Genomic DNA, 24,014 nt, shown 5'->3' with positions numbered 1-24,014 from the left:
CGGCGGGGTCGGCGGTGTCGGCGGCGCGGCGGCCGGCAAGTTCGGCGGCCACCAGGGCGCCGGTGGTGCCGGCGGAAACGGCGGCGTCGGCGGGCTCGGTGGCGACGGCGGGGTCGGTGCCGTCGGCGACTGGGACGTCAACAACGGCCTCGGCGGCACCGGCGGACACGGTGGTAATCCCGGGACCGGCGGCGTCGGCGGTGCCGGCGGCGCCGGCTTCACGACGGGTGCGGCCGGCGCCGCCGGCGCAGCCCCCACCGGCGGTGGCAATGGCGGCGCCGGTGGGATGGGCGCGGCCGGCGACTGGGATCACAACGGTGGCGTCGGCGGGACCGGCGGGCACGGCGGCGACGGCGGGGTGATCGGCAACGGCGGCGCCGGCGGGGCCGGCGGCCAGGGCGCCACCGGCACCACCGGAGCCGCTGGTGTGAACCAAGGTGACACCGGCGGTACCGGCAACCCCGGTGGCAAAGGCGGCAACGGCGGCGTCGGCGGCAACGGCGGAACGAATGCCGGCGACGGCGGCGCGGGTGGCGCCGGCGGTGTCGGTGGCACCGGCGGAGACGGCGGCAGCGGCGTCGACGGGGCCACCGGCCACGACGGTGGTGTCGACGCCGAGGACCACCCCTTCGCTCCTGGCAACGGCGGCAACGGCAGCGACGGCGGCATGGGCGGCACCGGTGGGATCGGTGGTGACGGCGGTGCCGGTGGATCCGCGACAGCACCCGCCGGCCACGCGGGTGCTCAGGGTGCCGGCGGGGTCGGCGGGACCGGCGGCAGCGGCGGCAAACCTGGTGACGGTGGGGCGGGCGGCGGCGGCCAAATCTCGTCGGACGTGCTTATCAGAAATGGTGGCGACGGCGGAAACGGCGGCAATGCGGGCGCAGCCGGCGGCGGCGGGGCCGGCGGCAGCGGATCGACCAACGGCGCCCTCGGCGCCGCCGGCACCACCAAGTACACCGGCGGCCAGGGCGGCGACGGTGGCGACGGGGCAGACGGATTCAACGAGGCCGGCGGCGTCGGTGGCACCGGCGGTATGGGTGGTCAGGGCGGCACCGGTTTGACCGGTTCGGCCGGCGGCGCGGGCGGCGCCGGCGGCGGCGGCGATATGGGACTGGTTGGCTCGGTTAGCGGATCAGGTGGAAACGGCGGCGTTGGCGGTATCGGCGGGGTCGGCGGCACGAGTATCGCCGGACCGGGCGGCACTGGCGGAAGTGGCGGCGCCGGGGGCGGCGGCGGCGACGTCGGAACCGGTGACGCCGGCGGCGACGGCGGTCTCGGCGGCGCGGGTGGCACCGGCGGCACCAGCATGAACGGACCCGGCGGAACCGGCGGGACCGGCGGGACCGGCGGCGGTGGCGGGATCGGCGATATCAACGAAATCGACCCAGATCAACCGGGCAGCAGCGGCGGTTCTGGCGGTGGCGGCGGCGCCGGCGGCACTGGTGGCAGCGGTTCTGCCGGCCAGGCCGCGGGCAGCGGCGGCACCGGCGGTACCGGCGGCACCGGCGGCTACGGACCCACCGGCCAGCCTGGCGTCGGGGGCATCGGCGGCATCGGCGGGACCGGTGGCACCGGTATCGGCGGCGGCGCGGCCGGGGCCGGCGGCACCGGCGGTGCCGGCGGCGCGGGTGGCGACGGCGGCGTGTTCGCCAGCAACGGCGGCGCCGGCGGTAGCGGCGGCACGGGCGGCACCGCTGGCGGCGATGCCGTCGGTGGCGCCGGTGGTACCGGTGGCGCCGGTGGCACCGGTGGTACGGCGGACGTATATGGGGGAAACCCTGGTGACCCCGGTCAGGCCGGCGCTAGCGGCGGCCCGGGCGTGGGTGGCGGCGGCGGCGCGGGCGGCGCTGGCGGCGGAGCCGGCCAACTCCCGCCGATTCAGCCGATTTAGTCGTACCCGTGCCGCATGTCCTCGACGATGCGGGGATTGTCCAAGGTCGACGGTTCGAGCGGCCGCGGCCGGACGTCGCTGGAGAACACCGTGGCCGCGTCGAGCACCCGCTGGTCCAGAAAGCGCAGCGGGGGAGCGTCAGCGGGCACGGTCGGCGCCGGGGCGGTGTCGCCGCGGCGGGCCAGCACGAAACCCCAGTCACCGAAGGTGGGCACGTGCACGTGGTACGGGGTGACCGCATAGCCGGCGGCCGCGACCGTAGACACCGTGCGCCAAAACGCCGTGGGCGTGGAGAACGGACTTCCCGACTGCACCACCATCAGCCCGCCGGGCGTCAGCGCCCCGGCGACCAAGCCATAGAACTCCGTCGAATACAGCCGGCCCAGTACCGGTGTGTCCGGATCGGGCAGGTCGACGATCACCGCATCGAAAGCGCCCGGCGCGTGCCGGCCGCGCAGCCAGCTCATCGCATCGTCGATCACGACGTGGACGCGCGGGTTGTCCAGCGAACCGCCGTTTGCCGGGCGCATGACGGTGCGGGCCAGCTCGATCACCACGGGATCCAACTCGACTTGGACGACCTGCTGGATCCCATTCTGCCGCAACAACTCTCGGGCGGCCAAGCCGTCGCCGCCGCCCAGCACCAGCACCGAATGCGCGCTTTTCCCGGGGGCGCCGCCGAGCGCGGGATAGACCAGGCTCTCGGTATACCGGAATTCGTCGCGGGTGGAGAACTGCAAACCCCCATCCAGATAGAGGCGCATGTCATTGTCGCGGCGGGTCACCACGATCTCCTGATAGGCCGAATGCCGATAGGCGATGATCGGATCGTTGTAGAGGTTTTGCCTGCTGGTGGTCTCGATGTCGTGGGCCTGCACCAACAGCGTGACAAGCACGGCCAGCGCCGCGCCCAGCGCGCACAACGCGGCGGCGAGCCGGCGGCGGGACACCGCGGGGCGCAACAAGAAGACCGCCACCACCGCCGCCGCCACCAGATTGACGATGCCGGTGGCCGCCGCGCCACGGATCATGCCCAGTTGCGGCAGCAGGACGAACGGCCAGGCCAGCCCGCCGACCAAAGCACCCAGATAGTCGGCTGCATTGAGGTTGGCCAGCGTGCGTCCGGTATCGGCGGCGCCGGATACCCGACCGCGCTGTAACAGCGTCATCAGCAGCGGTACCTCGGCACCGACCAGGCAACCGATCAGGGCGGTACTCAACACCAGCACCAGGGTGGACCCGTCGACGAACGCAAAGGCCACATACAGCGCCGCCGCCGACAAACCGCCGACGATGCCCAGCAGCGCCTCCACCGCGATGAAGGTGATGGCCGCCCGCACCAGCAACGGCTTCACCAGCAACGCGCCCAACCCCAGTGCGGCGATATAGCCTGCGACGATCAACGAGGTGGCCACGATGCCGCCGCCGTTCAAGCTGGTCGACAGGGTCAGCAGCGCCAGCTCATAGACGATGCCGCAGGCCGCACATGCGGCGACCGCGGCCAGCAGCACCGCCCGCCAGCGCCCGGAAGACTCGGTGGCCGGCGCCACCTCGACAGCGGTCACGACAGTGCGGCCGCGGTGACCCCTCCCACGGCCAGCAACATCGCGGCCGTGGCAAACGCGGCCGGATGCAGCTCCGGTTCCCCGACGTGCTCGTGGAAGTTGCCCGGCACCACGATCTGCAAGATGAACAGCGCCGCCCCCTGCAGCATGACGCCCACCGTGCCGTAGATCGCCACCCCGAGCAGACCCTGGCCCAGCTGGCTGGAGCTGGTGTAGATCGCGGCGATGATGACGGTGGCCAGCGCGGCGTACATGGCCGAGGCCAGGACGACGGCATTGGGCCGGCGCTCGATGAACACCAGCCGGCGCAGGTTCCCCGGAGTCAGCACGTCGACCATGAGGAAGCCGGCGATCAGGACCGCGATGCCCACCAGGAAATACAGGACCGTGGCGACCGCCCCGTGCAGAATCGGTGCGACGCTGACGGTGCCGAAATCGATGGCTGCTGTGTACATGGCTGGTCTCCTTTTGCGATACCTATTTGGTCCCGCCGGGTCCGCCGGGACTACCGCCCGAGCCGCCCGACGGGGACCCGGGTGTGAATCCGGGACCGAGGAAGATGAACGAGCCGTGGTTGTATCCCGCGCTCAAGCCTTCGACGCGGACGCTGCACGGATGGCTGCCGTCGGGTCCCACGATGACGATGTTGTCGCTGTAGCGCAGGTATTCGTTGTCGCCGCTGGACGCACGCGCCCGGGGGGCTTGGTATTTGGCCAGCGAGTCGGCCACCTGCTTGGGTGACCCCGTGCAGACGTAGCGTGTCCCGTTCACGTCCTGTGAGTACTCGTGATAGTGGGACGCGACATATGAGCCGATGTCCTTGTGCAGCAACAGCAATCCGGAAACCAACGAGACCAATGCCGCCCCGGCCAGCCCAAGGGCGATCCACAACAACCGGTTGCGGCTCATGGCTGCCACCGGCTCGCGGTATGAACCACCGTCCCACCGGACCCGCCCGCAGGCAGTGGATGGACATGCAGCGGGTAGAGATGCCAGGTCTGCCAGCGCCAGCCGGGGCCGTCGGGCACGGCGAACAGCGCGGTCAATGCGGCGTCATCGCCGGGGAACACGCCGCCGAGCCATCCCTTCTCTTGTGCACAGCGCCAGCGCAAGTGCTGGGCCAGGCGGCGAAACCTCGGCTCGTCACAATGCTCGGTATGAGATTGCAGGTGATAGCCGGGCCCTTCGCGACGCTCGGGCAAGCCCGCGTGACTCCCGACTGCGCAGGACACCTGTTCGGAAAAACATTCCGCGCCGTGCTCGACGGTGATGAGGTGCGATGCGCCCAGCACACCGAGCAACAGGGTGCCGCCGCCGGGGTGGTCCAGCCGGTAGGTGGCCAGTGGCCGCGGCGCGGGCTCGTTGAGTGCTAGTGCGAGCCGGGCTCCGGATACGTCAGCCGGAGTGACGGCAAGCTGATGAAGCGGCACCGGCGGTCCTAGGCAGAGGGCGCAGGGTAGACGGTGAGCTCGCCGGTCGACACCGACTTGCCCGTCGAGATCTCCCAGGGCATGCCGGGCGCCCAGCGTTCGAAGGACAGCAATAAGGACTCGTCGGCATCGGCGTAATCGACGAAGTCCATATCGCCACCGGCCGGCAGCCCCGTTTCGCCTTCGGTGGTGTACCCGGCGTGGCCGCGCTCCTGCTCGTGAAACGTCACGCCGTCCACGACGTGCTGGCCACCGGGCTGCAGCTCACCCAGATCCGTGCGTTTGACCCACATCGCGAGTTCGAGGCGCCCGTCGTCCTCTTCGACGCTGAACCAGAGCGGCTGATCGCCGCCTTCCAGCAGATGCTCCCACCACACGAAGGGCCCCTCGCGGTAGGTGACCGACCCGCGCACCACGTAGTCCACGCCGCCGTAGCTGACGATCGCGCCCGGCCCGAGTTGCCGGGGCCCGAATTGCGGTCCGAATGGCGACGAGGCGCTGGACGACAACGGGTCCTGGCGTCCCGACGGCTGGCCCGGTTGCTTGGGGCGGCGCAGCGCCACGACGAGGACGACGATGGACGCCAAGAACAACGCCAGGGCGGCTATGACCAGCAGTGTTCCCACGCATACCCCTTCGTACCGCGGCGAATGTGCGGTTTAAGGTAACAGCTTTCGATCGCGTGTCGTACCGGCTGCTGGCGGATGCAGCCGCTAGGCTATCGAACAGCTGTTCGGGTACCGGTTGTGAGGTGGGAGCTGCGGTGCGGGTGATGGGCGTTGATCCGGGGTTGACGCGATGCGGGCTGTCGCTGGTCGAGAGCGCGGGCGGGCGGCAGCTCATTGCGCTGGACGTCGACGTGGTGCGCACCCCCTCGGATGCCCCGCTGGCCGAGCGGCTATTGGCGATCAGCAACGCCGTCGACCACTGGCTGGATACTCACCACCCTGACGTGCTGGCCGTCGAGCGGGTGTTCTCCCAGCTCAATGTGACGACGGTGATGGGCACCGCCCAGGCCGGCGGCGTGGTCGCGCTGGCCGCGGCCAAGCGTGGCATCGATGTGCACTTCCATACACCCAGTGAGGTCAAGGCCGCGGTCACCGGCAACGGCGCCGCCGACAAGGCCCAGGTCACCGCGATGGTCACCAGAATCCTTGCGCTGCAAGCCAAACCGACCCCGGCCGACGCCGCCGACGCGCTGGCCCTGGCGATCTGTCACTGCTGGCGGGCGCCGACGATCGCCCGGCTGGCCAAGGCGCAAGCACTGGCGGCCCAGCAACGCCGGGCATACCAGGCCAAGCTCAAGGCCGCGCGATGATCGCCTCGGTCCGCGGTGAGGTGCTCGAGGTGGCCCTCGATCACGTGGTTATCGAGGCCGCCGGGGTCGGCTACCGGGTGAACGCGACGCCGTCGACGCTGGCGACGTTGCGGCAGGGCACCGAAGGCCGGTTGATCACCGCGATGATCGTGCGTGAAGATTCGCAGACGCTGTATGGGTTCTCCGATACCGAAACCCGTGACCTGTTCCTGACCTTGCTGTCGGTGTCCGGCGTCGGGCCGAGATTGGCCATGGCGACGCTGGCTGTACACGACGCCGCGGCGCTGCGTCAGGCGCTGGCCGACGGTGATGTCACCGCGCTGACCAGGGTGCCCGGCATCGGCAAGCGCGGTGCCGAGCGCATGGTCTTGGAGTTGCGCGACAAGGTTGGGGCGGTGGCCGCCGCCGGCGGCACGCCGGTGGTCAACGGGCATGCGGTGCGCAGCCCCGTGGTCGAGGCCCTCGTCGGACTCGGGTTCGCTGCCAAACAGGCCGAGGAGGCCACCGACAAGGTGCTCAGCGGCGACCACCAAAACGGGGAAGTGACGACGTCCAGCGCCCTGCGTGCTGCCCTGTCGTTGCTGGGCAAGTCGAAATGAGCGAGGAGCAACTCGATCGCGAAGTCTCGCCCGCGCTGACCGTCGGCGAGGGCGACATCGACGTCAGCCTGCGGCCCCGCTCGCTGCGCGAGTTCATCGGCCAGCCGCGGGTCCGCGAACAGCTCCAACTGGTCCTCGAGGGCGCGAAGAACCGTGGCAGCACGCCGGACCACATTCTGCTGTCCGGTCCACCTGGTTTGGGCAAGACATCGCTGGCGATGATCATCGCGGCCGAGCTGGGATCTTCGCTGCGGGTGACTTCGGGGCCCGCGTTGGAACGCGCCGGCGACCTGGCGGCGATGCTGTCCAATCTGGTCGAACACGACGTGCTGTTCATCGACGAGATTCACCGCATCGCGCGGCCCGCCGAGGAGATGCTGTACCTGGCGATGGAGGATTTCCGCGTCGACGTGGTCGTCGGCAAAGGCCCTGGGGCAACGTCGATTCCGCTGGAGGTGGCTCCGTTCACGCTGGTCGGCGCGACCACCCGGTCCGGCGCGCTGACCGGCCCGTTGCGCGACCGGTTCGGATTTACCGCGCACATGGATTTCTACGAGCCGGCCGAGCTGGAACGGGTGCTGGCGCGCTCCGCCGGGATCCTGGGCATCGAACTGGGCGCAGAGGCCGGCGCGGAGATCGCCCGGCGCTCACGGGGCACACCGCGAATCGCCAACCGGCTGCTGCGCCGGGTTCGTGACTTCGCCGAGGTGCGCGCCGACGGCATCATCACCCGCGACATCGCCAAGTCCGCGCTGGAGGTCTACGACGTCGACGAACTCGGCCTGGACCGGCTGGACCGGGCGGTGCTGACGGTGCTGACCCGCAGCTTCGGTGGCGGGCCGGTCGGAGTATCGACGCTGGCGGTGGCGGTAGGGGAGGAGGCCACCACCGTCGAGGAGGTGTGCGAACCGTTCCTGGTCCGCGCCGGTATGGTCGCCCGCACCCCCCGCGGCCGGGTGGCCACCGCCCTGGCCTGGACGCACCTGGGCATGACTCCACCCGTCGGAGCCACGCAACCGGGTCTCTTCGAGTAGGAGGACTGATGATCACCGCCGCCCTGGTGTTCGCCGCGCTGGCCGCACTCTTGCACGTCTACATCTTCGTCATGGAGTCGCTGACCTGGACGTCTGCGCGCACCCGCGCGACGTTTGGCACCACGCCCGAAGAGGCCGAGACAACCAAGCTGCTGGCGTTCAACCAGGGCTTTTACAACTTGTTTCTGGCGATCGTCACCGGCGCGGGGATCGTCGCGGTCGCGACGGCGCATCAGGGCGTGGGCGCCGCGCTGCTCTTGGCCGGCGTTGGATCGATGAGCGCGGCCGCGGTGGTCCTGCTGGTTTCCGCGCGGGACAAGGCGCGGGCCGCGATCACGCAGGGCACCTTTCCGGCGATCGCCGTCGTGCTGCTGGTGATCGGCCTGACGTCGTAACTGGCCTCCCCAGTCACACCTGTCACAGCCGTCACGCCGAGCGGGAACCTACTCGAACTGGAAACGCGATATCACCGGCGATATCGCGTCTCACCAAGCAGTCGTACGGAGGCCGTCGGTTACATCACCAGATCGGCCGGGTACCCAAGCCGGTACCAAACAAGGAGATTGCCATGAAACACACTGAAGACCGTCCTGGCCGGTTGCGTATGCCACGCTCCCGCGGCACCGTGATCGGAGTACTCCTCGTGATTCTCGGCGCCTGGGGGGCGCTTATTCCCTTCGTCGGTCCTAACTTCGACTTCGCATACACGCCTGGCCACGCATGGACCACGGCGCGCGGCTGGCTCGAGGTACTGCCCGGCGCCGCGACCGCCGTCGGCGGCCTGCTGCTCATCGTTTCGGGAAACCGCGCCAGCGCGATGCTCGGCGGTTGGCTGGCGGCTCTCGGTGGCGCCTGGTTCGTGGTCGGCGGCACGATCGCACCGCTGCTGAGCATCGGTTCGGTCGGCGACCCGGTCGCTGCCACCGCGCGCAAGCGCGCGGCACTGGAAATCGCTTATTTCTCCGGCCTCGGTGTGTTGATCGCATTCCTGAGTGGGGCGGTCCTGGCGCGGTTGGCCGTCCGGCTGGCGCGTGATGTCCGGGCGGTGGAACCCGCCGACTCGCGGGTGGCGCACGAGCCGGCTCCGCAGCCGTATATGGATGCGGCCGAGCCCGAGCCGGCTGCCGTCTCCTCCCAGGCACTCACTACGCCGCGTGGGGAGCAGTACCCGCCGGCGGCAGAGCCTGAGCCGCGGCACCGGGGCATGCCCTGGCGACACCGCGCCCACGTATAGCGGCGATCGGCGGTGCCGGCCTCGGGTCGGGTTAACCCGACCGACCGGCGCCGCCATTGGAACCGGGGTAGCCGACCAGGGCGAAGCCGCCCTGGCCGCCGGCGCCGGCGCTACCGCCGTTACCGCCATCTTGGCCGCCGAAGGGGTTATGGGCGCCGGGTCCTCCGACGCCGGGATCCGGGGGGAGACCGTTATTGCCGGCATGTCCGTTGGCGGGTATCAGGATGCCCTGTTCGTTAGGACTTACCGCGCCGCCGCCACCTCCGCCGCCGCCAATTCCGCCATCGGCCTCGCCGCTGCCGATGCCGCCGCCCCCGCCGTCGGCACCCGTGAGACCGACCGAGGCATCACCGCCGGCGCCACCCGTCCCGGCGATGGCGCCCGCGCCTCCCGCCGCGCCGCCTCCGCCGCCACCGCCACCATAGGCAGCCGTGGCGGCTGCGGCGCCGGCGCCGCCGCCGCCCCCTCCGCCGCCTCGGCCACCGGTTTCGCCAGAGGCAGCGCCGCCGCCACCGCCTCCACCGCCGTCGCCGCCGGCGGCGAGGGCGCCGGTGGTGGCACTGCCGGCCGGTCCGCCGGTGCCGCCGTCACCGCCTTGGCCGCCTGCGCCGCCGGAGGCACCGCCGCCTCCGCCATTGCCGCCCTGGCCGCCGGCGCCTCCGCCACCACCGCCGCCGCCCAGGCCGAGGGCGCCATCGGTGACGCCGCTCGCATTGGCGGCACCGAAGCCGCCGTTGCCGCCGTGGCCGCCCTGGCCGCCTTCGCCGCCCGTGGTGTTCCCGGCGCCCGGTGCCCCGCCGTCGCCGCCTGTGCCGCCGTTACCGCCCTGGCCGCCGTTCGAGCTGGCTGAGCCCGTGTCCGTATTGACGGCGCCCTTGCCGCCGTCACCGCCGGTCCCGCCGACCCCGCCTTTACCGCCGGCGCCGCCACCGGCCCCATCGATGCCGGCACCGCCGGTGCCGCCCGTGCCGCCGGCTCCGCCCAAGCCGCCTGAGCCACCATTGGTAGGAGTAGCACCGGAGATGAACGTGCCGTCGGCGCCGGTGCCACCCGTTCCGCCGTTGCCGCCGAGGCCGCCGTCGCCGCCGGTGCCGTTGGCGCCGGCTGCGCCGCCGTCGGTGATCGCTCCGGCCGCGCCGGCATCGCCGCCCGTGCCGCCCTGTCCGCCTTTCGCGCCTTGGCCGCCAGGCCGTCGGCGGTGGTGCCGGTGTTCTCGCCACCGGTGCCGCCGGTGCCACCGGTGCCGCCGGCCCCGCCGTCTCCGGCGGCCCCGCCGTGGTGGCCCAGCCCGTCGCCGGCCCCGCCCGTTCCGCCGGTTCCGCCGGCACCGCCGTGGCCGCCCTTATGGCCTTCGGTTGGTGTCGGGTCATTGTTGCCGTTGGCGCCGGTGCCCCCGTTGCCGCCGTCGCCGCCATGCCCGCCGGCGCCGCCCGTGCCATAGCTGCCGGCCGCGCCGCCGTCGGTGATCGCCCCGGCTGCTCCGGCGTCGCCGCCGGTGCCGCCTTGCCCGCCGGCTGCGCCATCGCCGCCGTCGGTGCCGATGTTGTTTCCGCCATTGCCGCCGGTACCGCCGTTGCCGCCGACGCCGCCCTGGCCGGCGGCCCCGCCGTGGTGGCCCAGCCCGTCGCCGGCCCCGCCGGTGCCGCCTTTGCCGCCGGCGCCGCCCTGAGCGCCTTGGCTGGCGTCGGCGGGAGCATCCGAATCGGCGGTGGAGATGCCGTTGCCGCCGTTGCCGCCGTTGCCGCCGTGGCCCCCGGCGCCGCCGGTGCCGTAGCTGCCGGCTGCGCCGCCGTCGGTTGTCGTACCGCCGGCGCCGGCGGCGCCGCCGGTGCCGCCTTGTCCGCCTTTGGCGCCATCGCCGTTGCTGCTGCTCGTGCCGCCGCCGTCGGCGGGGCCGCCCTGGCCACCGCTGCCGAGGTTGTTCCCGCCGTTGCCGCCCGTCCCACCGCTACCGCCGGTGCCGCCGGTACCGGCGGCACCGCCGTGGTGGCCCATGCCGTCGCCGGCCCCGCCGGTTCCGCCTTGGCCGCCGTCGCCGCCCATGCCGCCTTGTCCCGCGTCCATTGGAGCGGTTGAGTCGGGAGTGGAGGTGCCGGTGCCGCCGGTGCCGCCGTTGCCGCCGGTACCGCCGGCGCCGCCGGTGCCGTAGCTACCGGCCGCACCGCCATCGGTTGCGGCACCCGCCGCACCGGCGTCGCCGCCGGTGCCGCCCTGTCCACCTTTAGCGCCGTCGCCGCCGCTGGTGCCGGTGTTGTTGCCGCCGTTGCCGCCGGTGCCGCCCTGGCCGCCGTCTCCGCCCTGGCCGCCCGCACCGCCGTTGTGGCCCAGGCCGTCGCCGACCCCACCCTCGCCGCCTTTGCCGCCGGCTCCGCCCTTGCCGCCAAGATGGCCGCCGTCGGGCGACTTGGAATCACTGGTGCCGTCGATGCCGCTACCACCGGCCCCGCCATGGCCGCCGGTGCCGCCGGTACCGCCGGTGCCCATGGCGCCGGCCGCACCGCCGTCGGTTCCTGTCCCGCCGTGTCCGGCTTTGCCACCCATAGCGCCGTCGCCACCGTCGGCACCGTTGCCACCGCTGGTGCCCGTGTTAGAACCTCCATCGCCGCCGGTCCCGCCCTGGCCGCCCATGCCGCCTTGTCCACCGGCTCCGCCACCGACGCCGCCCACACCGGCTCCACCGGCGCCACCTTGGCCACCGGTGCCGCCTTGGCCGCCCAGCAGACCGTTGGTGGGCGTCACCGGGTCGCTAGTGCCCACCTGGCCGACGCCGCCCTGGCCGCCGGTGCCGCCGGTCCCGCCGACTCCGCCCGTGCCATTGCCGCCGGCATGCCCAGCGGACCCCAGGAAGCCGCCGGCGCCGCCACCGCCGCCGGCGCCGGCCGCCCCGCCGACCCCGCCTACTCCACCGGTCCCACCATCGGCGGCCACAGTCGCGCCGTCAGCGCCGTTGCCGCCATTACCGCCGGTGCCGGCGCCGAACCCGCCGTTTCCGCCGTTGCCGCCGCTCCCGCCGTTACCGGCGTGGTCACCGGAGGCACCGCCATCGCCGCCGTTGCCTCCGGTGCCGCCGCCGATGCCACCGGTGCCGCCTGCGCCGCCGGAGCCGCCGTCGCCGGCCTTGGTGTCCGGTTGCGCGGTGAGGCCGATGCCACCCCCGCCGCCCTGGCCGCCGTTGCCTCCCGTGCCGCCGCCGGAGCCACCGGTGCCGCCGCTGGCGCCATTGCCGCCCCAGCCGTCGAAGTGACCGTCGCCGCCGTCGCCGCCTGCGCCGCCTGCGGCAGCGACCACGCCATCGGTGGGGCCGCCGTTTCCGCCCTTGCCGCCGTTGCCGCCGCTGGAACTTTCGGCGAGGTGTCCGCCGCCCGCATCACCGCCCGCGCCGCCTGGCTGCGCCGCGCCGCCGTTGGCGCCCGCGCCGCCGTCGCTGCCATCGACTCCGTTGGGAGCTCCGCCGTTGACACCGGGGGTCCCTGCTGCCGCGGCCTGCTGCTGTGAGGGCGGTAGCGGCGTGGGGTTGTGAACAGCGGGGGCCGTCGTGCCTTGCCCCCCGGACCCGCCGTTGCCGCCATTGCCGTTGGTGCCGGCATTGCCGCCCGCGCCGCCGGCCCCGCCACTCCCGCCGGAGACGCCGTTGCCGCCGCTGCCGCCGTTGCCGCCATCGCCGTGGGCGGCGCCGTTGCCCCCAGACCCGCCGGACCCGCCAGACCCGCCATCACCGTTGTTGTTGGCAATATCGCCGTTAGCGCCGGTTCCGCCGTTGCCGCCGGCTCCTGCGTTGGCAAGGGCGCCGATAGTGCCGGAGTTGCCGCCGTTTCCGCCGGCCCCGCCGGCCCCGGCGTTGACGCTGCTGGTGCCGTTGACTCCGGCCCCTCCATTGCCACCGTTCCCGCCGGCACCGGCGTTGCCGGCCTTGGAGCTGGCATTGCCGCCGTTGCCGCCATTGCCGCCGTTTCCGCCGCCGGCACCGACTCCGCCGGCGCCGCCGTTACCGCCGTCGGCGGGCGTGTCACCGGTGCCGGCGTTGCCGCCGTTGCCGCCATTCCCGGCGTTCAGATTGTCGATACCGAAGCCACTGTTGCCGCCGGCACCCCCGTTGCCGCCACTGCCAGCGGTGCCGCCGATCGCGTTGCCGCCGTTTCCGCCGTCACCGCCGTTGCCGCTGGCCGCGCCGGCCCCACCGTCGCCGCCACGGCCTGCGGTGCCGCCGGTGCTGGCGTTGCCGCCCCTACCGCCGGTCCCGCCACCGGCGGAATTGCCGGTGAAGCTGGCGCCGTCGCCGCCATTGCCGCCGTTGCCGCCGTGGCCGTCGGTGCCGACGGTGCCGGCGTTGCCGCCATTGCCACCACGACCACCGGGGCCGTCGGCGGAGTGGTTGGTGGCCCCATTTCCGCCGTTGCCCCCGTTGCCGGCGTGACCAAGTAGCGCGGTCGCGGTTCCGCCGGTGCCGATGTTCCCGGCGTTGCCGCCGTTGCCGCCGTCGCCGCCGGCTCCGTTGGCGATGGTCGAGATGCCGTTGGCGCCGTTGCCACCGTTGCCGCCGTTGCCCGAGTTGCCGCCGGCCAGCCCATGAATTCCGGCATTGCCGCCGTTGCCGCCATAGCCGCCGTTAGAACCGTTGGCGCCCGGGACGGTGGCGCTGAGCCCGTTGCCGCCGTTGCCGCCGGTACCGCCGCTGCCCACCGACCCGCCGTTGCCGCCGTTGCCGCCATTGCCGGCGGTGGTGGTCGCTGCGGTGGCGTTGACACCGTTACCGCCGGCACCCCCGTTGCCCCCGCTGCTGGGTGTGTTGCCGTGGCTGCCGTTGGTGCCGCTGGCTCCGCCGCTGCCGCCGCTGCCCGCGCCGCCGCCCTGACCACCGACGCCGACCACTCCGGGGTTCCCGCCGTTGCCGCCGGCCCCACCATCGATGTTGGCGGCATCACCGTGCGCCCCGATCCCGCCGTCACCGGGGGTTCCGGCGTTACCGCCCGTCCCGCCGGCGCCGCCGGTGCCGTTGGTGCCGGCGAATCCCAGGCCTTGGGCGTGGCCGGCGTTGCCGCCGACACCGCCGGCACCACCGGTCCCGCCGTCGCCGCCGTTGCCGCCGATCCCGCCGGAACCGTTGCCGGTGACGTGGCTGCCGGTAGTACCCGTGCCGCCATGCCCGCCGGTCCCGCCAACACCGCCGGCACCACCGACTCCGCCGTCACCCCCGTTGCCGGCGATGGAGCCGCCCAAGCCGCCGGCGCCGCCGTTGCCGCCCAAACCACCGTTACCGCCATGGCCGCCGTCGATGCCGTTCAGTCCGGAATCACCGAGCAGGCCGGCCGCACCGGCACCACCGGCCCCGCCGGTGCCGCCGGTTCCGAAGTATCCGGCGTTGCCGCCGGGGCCTCCGTTGCCGCCGGGGACCAGGGGATTGAACGACGGCGCGCCGGGGGCGCCCGGACCGCCATTGCCCATCAACAATCCGCCATTGCCGCCCGCACCGCCCGTGGCACCGCTGTTGGGCAGAGCGATTCCGCCCGCCCCGCCGTCACCCACCAGCCCGGCGTTGCCACCGCGGCCGGGCGCGGTGGTCAGCGTGCCCGCCGCGCCGGGGCCCCCATTGCCGAACAACCAACCACCGGCACCGCCGGCTCCGTCATTGACCCCGGCCGCGCCGGCCGCGCCGTTTCCGATCAGGGCGCGTCCGGTGAGCGCCACGAACGGCGCATTGGCCACCGGGTTCACCACTGCGCCAACAGGACTGGCGAGCCAGGCCTGACCTAGCTGGTTGACCGGATCCACCAACAGCGACTGCGCCCCGCCGGCCGCCAAGCCGGCCAATGACACGTTGCTGGCTTCGGCGCCGGCGAATGCATTGCCGGCAGCGTTCAGGGTCTGCACAAACCGGCTATGAAAGGCCGCGGCCTGCGCACTGAGCCCTTGATAGTCCTGAGCGTGCGTGCCGAACAGTGCGGCTACCGCCGTCGAGATCTCATCTGCGGCAGCCGCGATCAGCGCAGTGGTCGGGGCCGCGGTCGCCGCGTTGGCCGCCCCGATCGTGGAACCGATCCCCGCCAAATCCGAAGCCGCCACCGCCAGCATCTGCGGGGAAGCGATCACGAAGGACACCGCGCACCTCACTATTCAGTTCGCGGCGACCTACCACCCCAGACCGCCGCGCCTTCCCCCGTGACTCGAAAGCGTATCGCGATTACGGATAAATAAGCGCGCGATTGATTCATGCGTTCGACGGGCGCTAGGTGGTTGTGACGGTTTCCTCCAGCGTCGCCAGTGACGCCGCGAGGTAGTCCTCTCCGAAGATGGGCATCGAGCCCACCCGATCCCGGAACTCCTGCGGCGTCGCGGTCCAGTCGTAGGTGAGGGTGACTTCCGTGCCGTCCCCGTTCGGAGCCAGGTCGTAGCGCCAGAACCAACCACCCGGAGCGTGGTTGCCGGCGTCGTCGAGTTGGCCGGGAATCCAGCCGATGGCCCGGGGCTCGTCGAAGACATTGACGAGGTTGTAGGTGACGTAGTCACCACCGGCCTGGGTGAGATACATGTTCATTGCGAAGATCTGGCCGGCGGCGGTGATCGGTTCGCTCGCAACGGCATCGCGGACCCAGTCGCCGGGCTCGGTGTTTTGATGGTGCACCGGGTCGGCCAGTACGGCGAAAATCGCCTCCGGCGTGGCCGCGATCGCGCGGGTGACGACGTAACGTTCGGGGCTCGTGGTCATGAGTTGCCTTACTTCTGCTGGCTGGCCGCGTAATCGTCGGGACGGTTCTTCTTCATCCAGGCGCGCAACGGCCAGGTCAGCGTCCACAGCACCGCATACACGGTGTAGTACATGGCTGCCGAGAGCAGCACGGCGACCAGCCACGCCGGATAGATCAGGATCAAGCAGAACTGCAGAAACTGTTTGACCACAACCGGATAGCCATCGGCCTCAGCCAGCAGGAAGCGCGGGCTCATGGCGGTCCGCATGCGCCGGCCGGCTGACGGCTCAACGCCGCTGGGGCCGGTGACCGGCGGTTGGCTGGTGCTCATGGGTGCATTCCTCGGCATTCAGCGGCCCGGTTATTCCGGGTGGTCGTCGACCTTGAAATCGAAGTTGACATCGCCGGCGTCGACGCTGGTGACGGTGACATTGACGCCGTACTTCTTGCTGCCGTCGGTGAGCTGGCACCGCAGCGTCGCGCCCTCAACGCCTTTCAAGTTGTCCGGGCAGGTGACCGCGTCGGGCCGTTGGCCTACCTGCTGGGTCAGTTTGTCGCTGATGATGCTCGCGACCTGGTTCTTGTCGACGGTCTCGACCATGTCGAACTTGACGTCGCTGCCGTTGACGCTGGTCACCGTGACGTTGACGTTGTACTTGGCGTCTTTGACCTTCATCTCGCAGTTGAGCTGCGCACCGACCTTTGCCGGCAGGTCACCCGGACACGTCACCGAATCCGGCTTGTTGCCGGCGGCGTCGGTCATCTTGGCGGTGATCTGGCCGATGACGTCGCTCTTGCTCACCGAATGGGCCGACGATCCGATGGAACACGAGCAAGCCCCGGCGCTGGCCATCAGGCCGACAGCGGCGCCGGAGACCAGCAATGTCCGAACGAACGAGTGAGCCATATCGCCTCCCGGGGCTTCCGACAACTGTGAATCGGCTGATAATGGCATGCCAACGGCTTGTTGTGAAAGCGATTCGGCGTAAAAGCGCCAAGGGTTGTCGGATCACCCGATGTTGCCGTAGCGGCGCAGCGCTTCGGCCCGCTCGGCGCCGTGGTCGACCATCGGCGTGGGATATCCGGATGGCTGCGGCCCCTTGCGGAGGTGGACGTCGGCGGCGTCGCGCAGCTCGGGAACCCAGCGGCGAATGTATTCGCCTGTGGGATCGAACTTTTGCCCCTGCGTAACGGGGTTGAATACCCGGAAGTACGGCGCGGCGTCGGTGCCGCACCCGGCCGACCACTGCCAGCCGTGCTGATTGTTGGCCATCTCGCCGTCGACGAGCTGATCGAGAAACCAGCGCGCCCCCCACTGCCACGGCAGGTGCAGGTCTTTGACCAGAAACGAGGCGACGATCATCCGCACCCGGTTGTGCATGAAACCGGTCTCACGGAGCTGACGCATCCCGGCGTCCACCAACGGGTATCCGGTTTCGCCGGCTTTCCAGGATTCGAAGCGGCGTTTGGCCTCGGCGCCCGTGTCGGTTTGGATGGCGTCGAAGTCGTGGTTCCAATTCCGCCACGCGCTGTCCGGCCAGTGATACAGCACCGCGGCGTAGAAATCACGAAAAGCCAACTCGCGCAGGTAATCTGAGTCTCCTTTGCGCCGCAGGTTCAGGTCGGCCACCATGGTTCTGGGGTGGATGGTGCCGAATTTCAAATGCGCCGACATCCGGCTGGTGCCCGCGAGGTCGGGGCGATTGCGGTCTTCGGCGTAGCGCTCGAGCCCGTCGGCGACAAAGCGGGCCCACTGCGAAAGTGCCGCCGCCGCACCGGCAGCCGCATCGAGTGGCACGCCGGGGTCGGGTATCGGGCAGGGTTTGATCTGCACGCCCGCCGGGTCGATCCAGCGGGCGGATTCGGCACTCGATTGTGCCGGTGCGCGCCAACCGGATTCGCGCCAGCGTCGGAAAAACGGAGTGAACACCCGGTAGGGGGTGTCGTCGTCTTTGGTGACGCGACCGGGGGAGACCAGATAGGGCGAGCCAGTAGCCACCAGCGGCACCGAACCCAACGCGGCGCGCACCTGTTCGTCGCGCCGTCGCCCGAACGGTGCGAAATCCTCCGTAATGTGTACCGCAGAGGCCTTAATGTGCTTGGCAATCTGGGGAATCCGGTCGTCCGGCCGGCCATGGGCCACCAACAGCCGGCCACTCAGTTCGTCGTTCAGATGCCGCAGCGAGTCTCCCAGGAATTGCAGCCGGCGCCGCCCCGATGACTCCTCCAGGCGCGGGTCGAGAACAAAGCAGGCCAGCACCTCGTCGCCGTCTGCGGCGGCAGCGGCCAGTGCCGGATGATCTGCCAACCGCAAATCACGCCGAAACCACAACAGGACGGGCATATTTGGGCGCTAGCGGTTGAGTCGCCAGATGTGGGTGGCCAATACAGTGGCAAAGGCGCACCACAAGGGGTACGGCAACAGTGCGCGCCCGGCTCGCGGGTCGGCTTCGGCGGCGCGCCTGGCCAGGTCGGCGCTGCTCACGGTCAGTGCCGCGGCGCCCAGCGCCGAGGCGCCCAATTTGTGAAAGCCGAAGAACAGCCAGCTCCAGCCGGCGTTGAGCACCAGATTTGCGCCCAGCGCCGCCGCGTAGCGGCGTGCCTTCGCGGGTTGTCCGTCGGTGCGAAACCGGTCGATGGTGACCGCGGAGGTGGCCGCGATGTCGGTGTACAGGCTGGTCCAAACCACCGGGAATACCACGCTGGGCGGTTGATACGAAGGCTTGCGAATCCGGCTGAACCAGGAGGCATCGCGCCGCGGGCTGGCTATGCTTCCGGTGCCCGCTGCCGCGGCCACGGCCAGCGCGGTGCCGGCTACCGTTTTGCTATCCATCGGATCCTCCGTTCGTTGAGTGTTCTTGTGGTGAAACCACTCTCGGGTCATTGGGCCACCAGATGCGGTCACCGATCAGGGCGAACAGCGCTGGGATGACCAGAGTGCGCACGACGAAGGTGTCGATCAGGATTCCCAGGCCGACGATGATGCCGAGTTGGGTCATCACGATCAGCGGCAATACTCCCAATACCCAGAACACGGCGGCCAAAACGATTCCGGCACTGGTGATGACGCCGCCGGTGGCCGAGACCGCTCGGACCATGCCCTCGCGGGCGCCCCGGCGGGCCGTCTCCTCGCGGGCACGGGTGACCAGGAAGATCGTGTAGTCCACCCCAAGAGCGGCCAGAAACAGAAATGCGAACAGCACAGTGCTGTTGTCCAGGGCCGGGAATCCGAAGACATGCACGCTGGCCCATCCGCCGAGACCCAGCGCGGCCAGGGCGCCCAGGATCGTGGCGGCCAGCAGGATCGGCGGTGCCAGCGCGGATCGCAGCAGCACATAAAGCACGACCAGGATGACGGCCAGAATCGCCGGGATCAGCAAGTGCCGGTCGTGCGCGGCGGCGTCGCGCACGTCGAGCCCCTGTGCGTCCGGGCCGCCCACCAGCGCGTCTGGGGTCACGCGCTTGGTCGAAAGGCGCAGCGCAGCAATGGTATTGAAGGCACGATCCGACGAGGGCGGGGCGTCGATCACCACCGACCACCTGGTCAGCGCCGCTTTGGACTGACCGGCATCGGTGACTGAGACGACGCCGGGGGTGGCGCCGATGGCCTGTCGCACTTGGACGGCCGCAGCCGTAGGGGCCACGACCAGCGTCGGGTTGGTAAGGCCGGCCGGGAAATGTGCGGCGACCACTTCGAACCCGGAGACCGAGTCGGCTTTGACCCGGAATTGTTCGGTCTGGGACAAGCCGATGCGAGTGCCCAGCAGGCCGCCGGCAAGTACCAGCAGAACCGTGACGGTGACCGCTGCTACCGCGGCCGGCCGGCGGGCCACCCTGGTCGCAATCGCATGCCAGAAGCCCGAATCCAGCGCTGCGCCGTCGCCGGGACGCGGGATGAAGGGCCAGAACAGTCGCCGCCCACACAGCGCCAGCAGCGGTGGCAGCGTGATCAGCACCGACAGGGCGGCGACGATCAGTCCGCACGCCGCAAGCACCCCCAGACTGCGGGTGCTCGGTGTCGAGGCGAAGACCAAAGTCAGCAGGGCCAGCACCACGGTGGCGTTGCTGGCCGCGATCGCCGGTGCGGCCATGCGCACCGCGCGGCGCAACGCTTCCCGGTGCTCGCTATGACGCCGAAGTTCTTGCCGGTAGCGCGAAATCAGCAACAGCGCGTAGTTGGTTCCCGCGCCGAACACCAACACGCTGGTGATCCCGGAAGTCGCGCCGTCGAAGCTCAGGCCCGTCAGCGATGCCACCGCGGTGCCGACCGACGTCGCGACCCGGTCGGCGAACGCGATCACCAACAGCGGAACCAGCCACAGCACGGGTGAGCGGTAGGTGGCGATCAGCAGCAGCGCCACCACCGACGCCGTCACGGCCAGCAAGGTGACGTTGGCGTCGCTGAACGCGTTGGCGATATCGGCGCCGAATGCCGGTCCACCGGTGACGTGTGCGCGCAGGCCGGGCGGCAGACCGGTGTTCGCGGCGCCGCGCAACGCGATGACGGCGTCGCTCAGCGCCAAACCGGACAGGTCGACGTTCAGCGCCACCGGTGCGATCGCGACCTTGCCGTCGGCGGAGACGACGATCGGCGGGGCCGGTGCAGGTGCGTACGCTTGCATCCGGGCGCGGGCTTGTTCGGTGGCGCCGAGATCCGCACTGTCAAGCGCGCCATTGTCACCGCGGCTGACCACCAGCAGCACCGGAGCCTGTGCACCGCCGGGAAACTGAGCGGCCAGCGCCTCGACCCTGGCCGAGTCGGAGTCGGCAGGCAGCGACACCGGCGCCTGGCTTGCCGCCGAATTCGCGCCCACCATCATCATGAAAGCGCCGGCCAGTAAGAATGCACCCAACGTGAGAAGCCAAGAGCGGCGGCCCGTCACCCCGGCGGCGAGTCCCTCCCACACCACCCGCCAAGCATTTCAGTTCCTGAAACATTAATCAACTGAAATGATGAGCCAAACGGGGTTATGCTGCACACCGCATGCACGCCGACGAGCATTCCTCCGGCCGCGAAGCGCTGGAGGCGCTGATATCGGCCGATCTGCGGGAGTTGTCTACAGAGTCCGACCAGATCGGCCGGCTTTTCGCGGTCTCGCATGACTTGCGCCCCACTGACTTTCGAGCGTTGCTGTACATCATGGTGGCTCAGAGTGCTGGGCAACCGATGACATCGGGGGACCTCAGCGAGCGGATGGGGCTGTCCGGAGCGGCTATCACCTATCTGGTGGATCGACTGATCGAGTCCGGCCATATCCGGCGTGATTCGCACCCCGACGACCGCCGCAAAGTCATCTTGCGTTACGCGGATACGGGACTGGCAACGGCCCGATCTTTCTTCACTCCGTTGGGTCGGCACACCCACGGTGCGCTGGCCGATCTCAGCGATGCCGATTTGGCCGCCGCGCACCGCGTGTTCGGCGCCCTCATTGTCGCGATGCGCCACTTCCAGATCGAGTTGGCCCCACCTGCGCCCTGAGTCCGCCCATGTCGTCGAATATTCGATTGTGCCAGCGGGCCAGCGGTTCGGGGGCCCACCAGTTCAGCCTGCCCAGCATATGCATGAAGCTGGGTACCAGCAGCATTCGCACCAGGGTCGCGTCCATCAAAATTGCGATTGTCAACCCTAATCCGAACATTCGCATGAACGAGACCCCGGCGGAGATCAGCGCCGCAAACGAGATCGACATCAGCAGGGCAGCGGCGCTGATCACGCGTCCGGTGCGGGCCAGGCCCAGTGCGATGCTTTCGTCGTTGTCGGCGGACGATCGCGGCGAAGCTAGCCAGTACTCGCGGATGCGGGAGAGCAGGAAAACCTCGTAGTCCATCGACAACCCGAATGCGATGCAGAACATGAGCACCGGGACGTTGGCGGCCAGCGTGCCGGTGGGCGTGGTGCCGGCGGCGTTGAGGTGCCCGTCCTGAAAGATCCACACCAGCGCGCCGAACGAGGCGGTGAGTGAAAGCACATTGAGTACAACGGCTTTGAGTGGTAGGACCACGCTGCCGGTGAGCAGGAAGAGCAGGATCAGCGTCGTCCCGGCGATGAAACCGAACACCCACGGCAGCCGCGAGGTGATGGCGCGGACACAATCGCGATTCGTCTGCGCCATTCCGATCATCAGGACTTCTCGCTGTTCAGGTAGCGCGACGGCATGCAAGCGGTCCAGCTGAAGCTCAGACGCCGCGGTGTACAGCGGCGCGGTGCTTTCCAGGGTCAGATAAGTGCTGCCGTCCTGCGCCGCAGGCTTCGGTTGTGACGGCGGCCCTAGGCGTTCACCGGCGACAAAGGTGCCGCTAGGCGACGACACCGCGGCGACATCTGCCACCCCGGACAGCGCAGCGGCGTATCTGGCGAGATCGGCCGCTGTGAGACCGGAGGTGTCGGGTATGACGATCTTCACCCGGGCTTCCGAGTTCATGCCGAAATCGCTGCGAATTCGATCGTTGACCGTGCGCGCCGAGGCGGATGCCGGCAGCACCCGGTCGTCGGGGTAGCCCCAACGCACACCGAGGAAAGGCAAACCCAGCGTGAGCAATAGGACGACGAGTATGAGAGCCACCGGGATCGCCCGCCGCATAACCTGTTTGGCCAGGCGATACCAGAAAGTATGTGCCGCGTGGCGGCGCGGTGGTCGCGAACGCCAGATGCTGAGCGCATCCAGCCGGTGGCCGAGTAGCACGATGGCGGTGGGCGCCACCGTCACTGCCGCCAGCGCGGCAAGGGCTACCACGGCAATTCCGGCGTAGGCGAAGGATTTTAGAAAGTACATCGGGAACAGTGCCGTCGCGAGCAGCGCCAGGGCCACCGTCATCGCCGAGAACAACACGGTGCGTCCCGCGGTGGTCATGGTCTGAAGCAACGCTTCGTCGGGATGGCTGCCGGCTGCCAGCTCATCGCGGTACCGGCTGATAATCAGCAAGGTGTAGTCGATCGCCAGGGCAAACCCAAGCGCCACCGCCACGTTCAACGCAAAAATGGAGACCGGGGTGAATAACGCGATGGCGCGCAGTAACGCAAGTGAACCCAGAATCGCGAAACCGCCGACGGCCATGGGTACCGCTGCTGCCAACAGCCCCCGGAAAACCCAGACGAGCGCGAGGAAGCTGAGTGGTATCGCGATGACTTCCATTCGCAGCAGATCCTTTTCGGTCTGCTCACTGACTTGGGTATACACCATCGCCGAGCCGCCGGCCACTACCGTGACGCCGTCCCGCTGGCCGACGAGCCGATGCGCCAAAGCCTGCGCACGTTTGGGGGCGGTGTTCTCATCGCCGTTGAGGACCGCGACAATCAGCGCGGATCTGCCATCCTTACTGAGCAATCCGGGAGTTGGTTGCGGCGACCCCCACGGCGCGGCTACCTGCGACACGAACGGGGATTGAGCCAGTTGTTGCACGATGCCGGTACCGACGGCGCGCGCGGTCATGCCCGTGGCGCCGCTGTCGCAACTGAGCAGTAGCATCAGCTCCATGTCGCCCTGATGAAAATTCTCGGCGAGTAGTCTTGCGGCGCGGGCGGATTCGGATGACGGATCCAGAAAACCCCCACCGGACAGACTGGCCGCAGCCGGGATGCCGAAGATCGCCGTGCCGACCATGAACGCGATGGCAATCGACATCATGCGTCGTGGCGCGTTGGTGCAGAGCCGAGCCAATCGCGCTAACATCTGCCCTCTCTGAGGGTGGATTCTCTGTTGCTGCCACTGTTGGACCGCGCGGTGCGGTTCAATCAGTTAAGTAAGTGAAACATTAATACTTTGAACGAAGCTGCGCCAGAGTGTTCGCGCGCAAGGTTCTATGCATCGCCTTTGAGCGCGGCAACCAATCCGTCAGGGTCGGCGACGGTAACGGTGAGCGCGGAGTGGTCCTTGAAACCGATCACTCGATGTATTGGCGGTACGAAATGAATGCACACCCCGGCGTTGGCGTTGGTGCCGAAGGTGAGCCCGTCGTCCACAAAGGACAACCGCGGGCCCACGGCGGTCCACCAGCGGTACGGCCCGGTGATATGTGCATCGGCCACGCTGGACAACGGCGCTTCAACGCGAAATGGTCCATACCGGGCAATGAACCGCCCGTCGGCGGTCAATCGCACGCCCTGCTCGCCCGGCCACCGAAACGGTAGCCACAACGGAGCCATGCGGGCGTCATAGCGATAGGGGAAATTCCTACCTGCCGCGTCTTGAACTCCCATCGCGTGGCTCCCATCCGTTTGTGCTGCCCATAGGAGGTTACCTGCGTGCTCGCCGATGGT

General features: G+C 70.0%; 20 protein-coding genes and 1 pseudogene. 7 read left to right on the top strand and 14 right to left on the bottom strand.

Annotated elements, in window-relative coordinates; genetic code table 11:
* Positions 1 to 1,894: pseudogene (locus AWC27_RS32570) on the top strand (PE family protein); the annotation flags it as partial.
* Here the strand turns inward: AWC27_RS32570 and AWC27_RS02765 are convergent.
* The 5 genes from AWC27_RS02765 to AWC27_RS02745 are packed head-to-tail and all read right to left on the bottom strand — an operon-like array spanning position 1,891 to position 5,515.
* The gene (locus AWC27_RS02765; protein ID WP_085669081.1) at positions 1,891 to 3,459 is read right to left on the bottom strand and encodes a polyamine aminopropyltransferase; all 1,569 of its coding nucleotides are present in this window, start codon (positions 3,457 to 3,459) and stop codon (positions 1,891 to 1,893) included. The pseudogene AWC27_RS32570 and the gene AWC27_RS02765 overlap by 4 nt on opposite strands.
* Positions 3,456 to 3,914, bottom strand: a complete 459-nt coding sequence (locus AWC27_RS02760) for a DUF350 domain-containing protein (RefSeq protein ID WP_085669080.1) — start codon at positions 3,912 to 3,914, stop codon at positions 3,456 to 3,458. Before AWC27_RS02760 ends, AWC27_RS02765 begins: the two co-directional genes overlap by 4 nt.
* Before the next feature lie 22 nt (positions 3,915 to 3,936).
* On the bottom strand, positions 3,937 to 4,368 hold the full coding sequence (locus AWC27_RS02755; RefSeq protein ID WP_085669079.1) for a DUF4247 domain-containing protein: 432 nt from the start codon (positions 4,366 to 4,368) through the stop codon (positions 3,937 to 3,939).
* Positions 4,365 to 4,889 carry a DUF2617 family protein gene (locus AWC27_RS02750; RefSeq protein ID WP_085669078.1) on the bottom strand — a complete coding sequence of 175 codons (525 nt, stop codon included), beginning with the start codon at positions 4,887 to 4,889 and terminating at the stop codon, positions 4,365 to 4,367. Before AWC27_RS02750 ends, AWC27_RS02755 begins: the two co-directional genes overlap by 4 nt.
* Positions 4,890 to 4,897: 8 nt before the next feature.
* On the bottom strand, positions 4,898 to 5,515 hold the full coding sequence (locus AWC27_RS02745; RefSeq protein WP_085669077.1) for a DUF4178 domain-containing protein: 618 nt from the start codon (positions 5,513 to 5,515) through the stop codon (positions 4,898 to 4,900).
* A gap of 137 nt (positions 5,516 to 5,652) precedes the next feature.
* On the opposite strand from AWC27_RS02745, the gene ruvC reads away from it, so the two are divergent.
* The 5 genes from ruvC to AWC27_RS02720 all read left to right on the top strand — a co-directional run bounded on the left by ruvC (position 5,653) and on the right by AWC27_RS02720 (position 9,074).
* The gene (gene ruvC / locus AWC27_RS02740; RefSeq protein ID WP_085669096.1) at positions 5,653 to 6,207 is read left to right on the top strand and encodes a crossover junction endodeoxyribonuclease RuvC; all 555 of its coding nucleotides are present in this window, start codon (positions 5,653 to 5,655) and stop codon (positions 6,205 to 6,207) included.
* Positions 6,204 to 6,806, top strand: a complete 603-nt coding sequence (gene ruvA / locus AWC27_RS02735; protein ID WP_085669076.1) for a Holliday junction branch migration protein RuvA — start codon at positions 6,204 to 6,206, stop codon at positions 6,804 to 6,806. Before ruvC ends, ruvA begins: the two co-directional genes overlap by 4 nt.
* The gene (gene ruvB / locus AWC27_RS02730; protein WP_085669075.1) at positions 6,803 to 7,840 is read left to right on the top strand and encodes a Holliday junction branch migration DNA helicase RuvB; all 1,038 of its coding nucleotides are present in this window, start codon (positions 6,803 to 6,805) and stop codon (positions 7,838 to 7,840) included. Before ruvA ends, ruvB begins: the two co-directional genes overlap by 4 nt.
* 8 nt (positions 7,841 to 7,848) lie before the next feature.
* On the top strand, positions 7,849 to 8,235 hold the full coding sequence (locus AWC27_RS02725; RefSeq protein ID WP_085669074.1) for a DUF1304 domain-containing protein: 387 nt from the start codon (positions 7,849 to 7,851) through the stop codon (positions 8,233 to 8,235).
* Between the two features lie 173 nt (positions 8,236 to 8,408).
* The gene (locus tag AWC27_RS02720) at positions 8,409 to 9,074 is read left to right on the top strand and encodes a hypothetical protein (protein ID WP_085669073.1); all 666 of its coding nucleotides are present in this window, start codon (positions 8,409 to 8,411) and stop codon (positions 9,072 to 9,074) included.
* Between the two features lie 243 nt (positions 9,075 to 9,317).
* On the opposite strand, the gene AWC27_RS32565 is transcribed toward AWC27_RS02720, so the two are convergent.
* The 7 genes from AWC27_RS32565 to AWC27_RS02685 form a co-directional block, all read right to left on the bottom strand.
* Positions 9,318 to 15,170: a PE family protein gene (locus tag AWC27_RS32565; protein WP_211281538.1), complete on the bottom strand. Its 5,853-nt coding sequence runs from the start codon at positions 15,168 to 15,170 to the stop codon at positions 9,318 to 9,320.
* A 127-nt stretch (positions 15,171 to 15,297) separates the two neighbouring features.
* Positions 15,298 to 15,777 carry an SRPBCC family protein gene (locus AWC27_RS02710; RefSeq protein WP_085669072.1) on the bottom strand — a complete coding sequence of 160 codons (480 nt, stop codon included), beginning with the start codon at positions 15,775 to 15,777 and terminating at the stop codon, positions 15,298 to 15,300.
* An 8-nt stretch (positions 15,778 to 15,785) separates the two neighbouring features.
* Positions 15,786 to 16,088, bottom strand: coding sequence for a hypothetical protein (locus AWC27_RS02705; RefSeq protein WP_085669071.1), 303 nt, complete (start codon positions 16,086 to 16,088; stop codon positions 15,786 to 15,788).
* Between the two features lie 30 nt (positions 16,089 to 16,118).
* Positions 16,119 to 16,664, bottom strand: a complete 546-nt coding sequence (locus tag AWC27_RS02700; RefSeq protein ID WP_085669070.1) for an anti-apoptotic protein — start codon at positions 16,662 to 16,664, stop codon at positions 16,119 to 16,121.
* 102 nt (positions 16,665 to 16,766) lie between these two features.
* A complete protein-coding gene (locus AWC27_RS02695; RefSeq protein WP_085669069.1) occupies positions 16,767 to 18,101 on the bottom strand; it encodes a cryptochrome/photolyase family protein in 1,335 nt (444 codons plus the stop codon).
* A gap of 9 nt (positions 18,102 to 18,110) precedes the next feature.
* Positions 18,111 to 18,590 carry a TspO/MBR family protein gene (locus tag AWC27_RS02690; protein WP_085669068.1) on the bottom strand — a complete coding sequence of 160 codons (480 nt, stop codon included), beginning with the start codon at positions 18,588 to 18,590 and terminating at the stop codon, positions 18,111 to 18,113.
* On the bottom strand, positions 18,583 to 20,667 hold the full coding sequence (locus tag AWC27_RS02685; RefSeq protein WP_085669067.1) for an MMPL family transporter: 2,085 nt from the start codon (positions 20,665 to 20,667) through the stop codon (positions 18,583 to 18,585). The genes AWC27_RS02690 and AWC27_RS02685 overlap by 8 nt, the downstream gene beginning before the upstream one ends.
* A 74-nt stretch (positions 20,668 to 20,741) precedes the next feature.
* On the opposite strand from AWC27_RS02685, the gene AWC27_RS02680 reads away from it, so the two are divergent.
* Positions 20,742 to 21,236 carry a MarR family winged helix-turn-helix transcriptional regulator gene (locus AWC27_RS02680; RefSeq protein ID WP_085669066.1) on the top strand — a complete coding sequence of 165 codons (495 nt, stop codon included), beginning with the start codon at positions 20,742 to 20,744 and terminating at the stop codon, positions 21,234 to 21,236.
* Here the strand turns inward: AWC27_RS02680 and AWC27_RS02675 are convergent.
* The gene (locus tag AWC27_RS02675) at positions 21,184 to 23,427 is read right to left on the bottom strand and encodes an MMPL family transporter (protein WP_085669065.1); all 2,244 of its coding nucleotides are present in this window, start codon (positions 23,425 to 23,427) and stop codon (positions 21,184 to 21,186) included. The genes AWC27_RS02680 and AWC27_RS02675 overlap by 53 nt on opposite strands.
* 128 nt (positions 23,428 to 23,555) lie before the next feature.
* A complete protein-coding gene (locus AWC27_RS02670) occupies positions 23,556 to 23,954 on the bottom strand; it encodes a hypothetical protein (RefSeq protein ID WP_085669064.1) in 399 nt (132 codons plus the stop codon).
* Between the last annotated feature and the right edge of the window lie 60 nt (positions 23,955 to 24,014).

Origin of the sequence: Mycobacterium szulgai, from assembly GCF_002116635.1 — a bacterium.
Taxonomy (GTDB): Bacteria; Actinomycetota; Actinomycetes; order Mycobacteriales; family Mycobacteriaceae; genus Mycobacterium; species Mycobacterium szulgai.
Note: the sequence above shows the minus strand (reverse complement) of the source record. Positions and strands in the feature narration are given on the sequence as shown.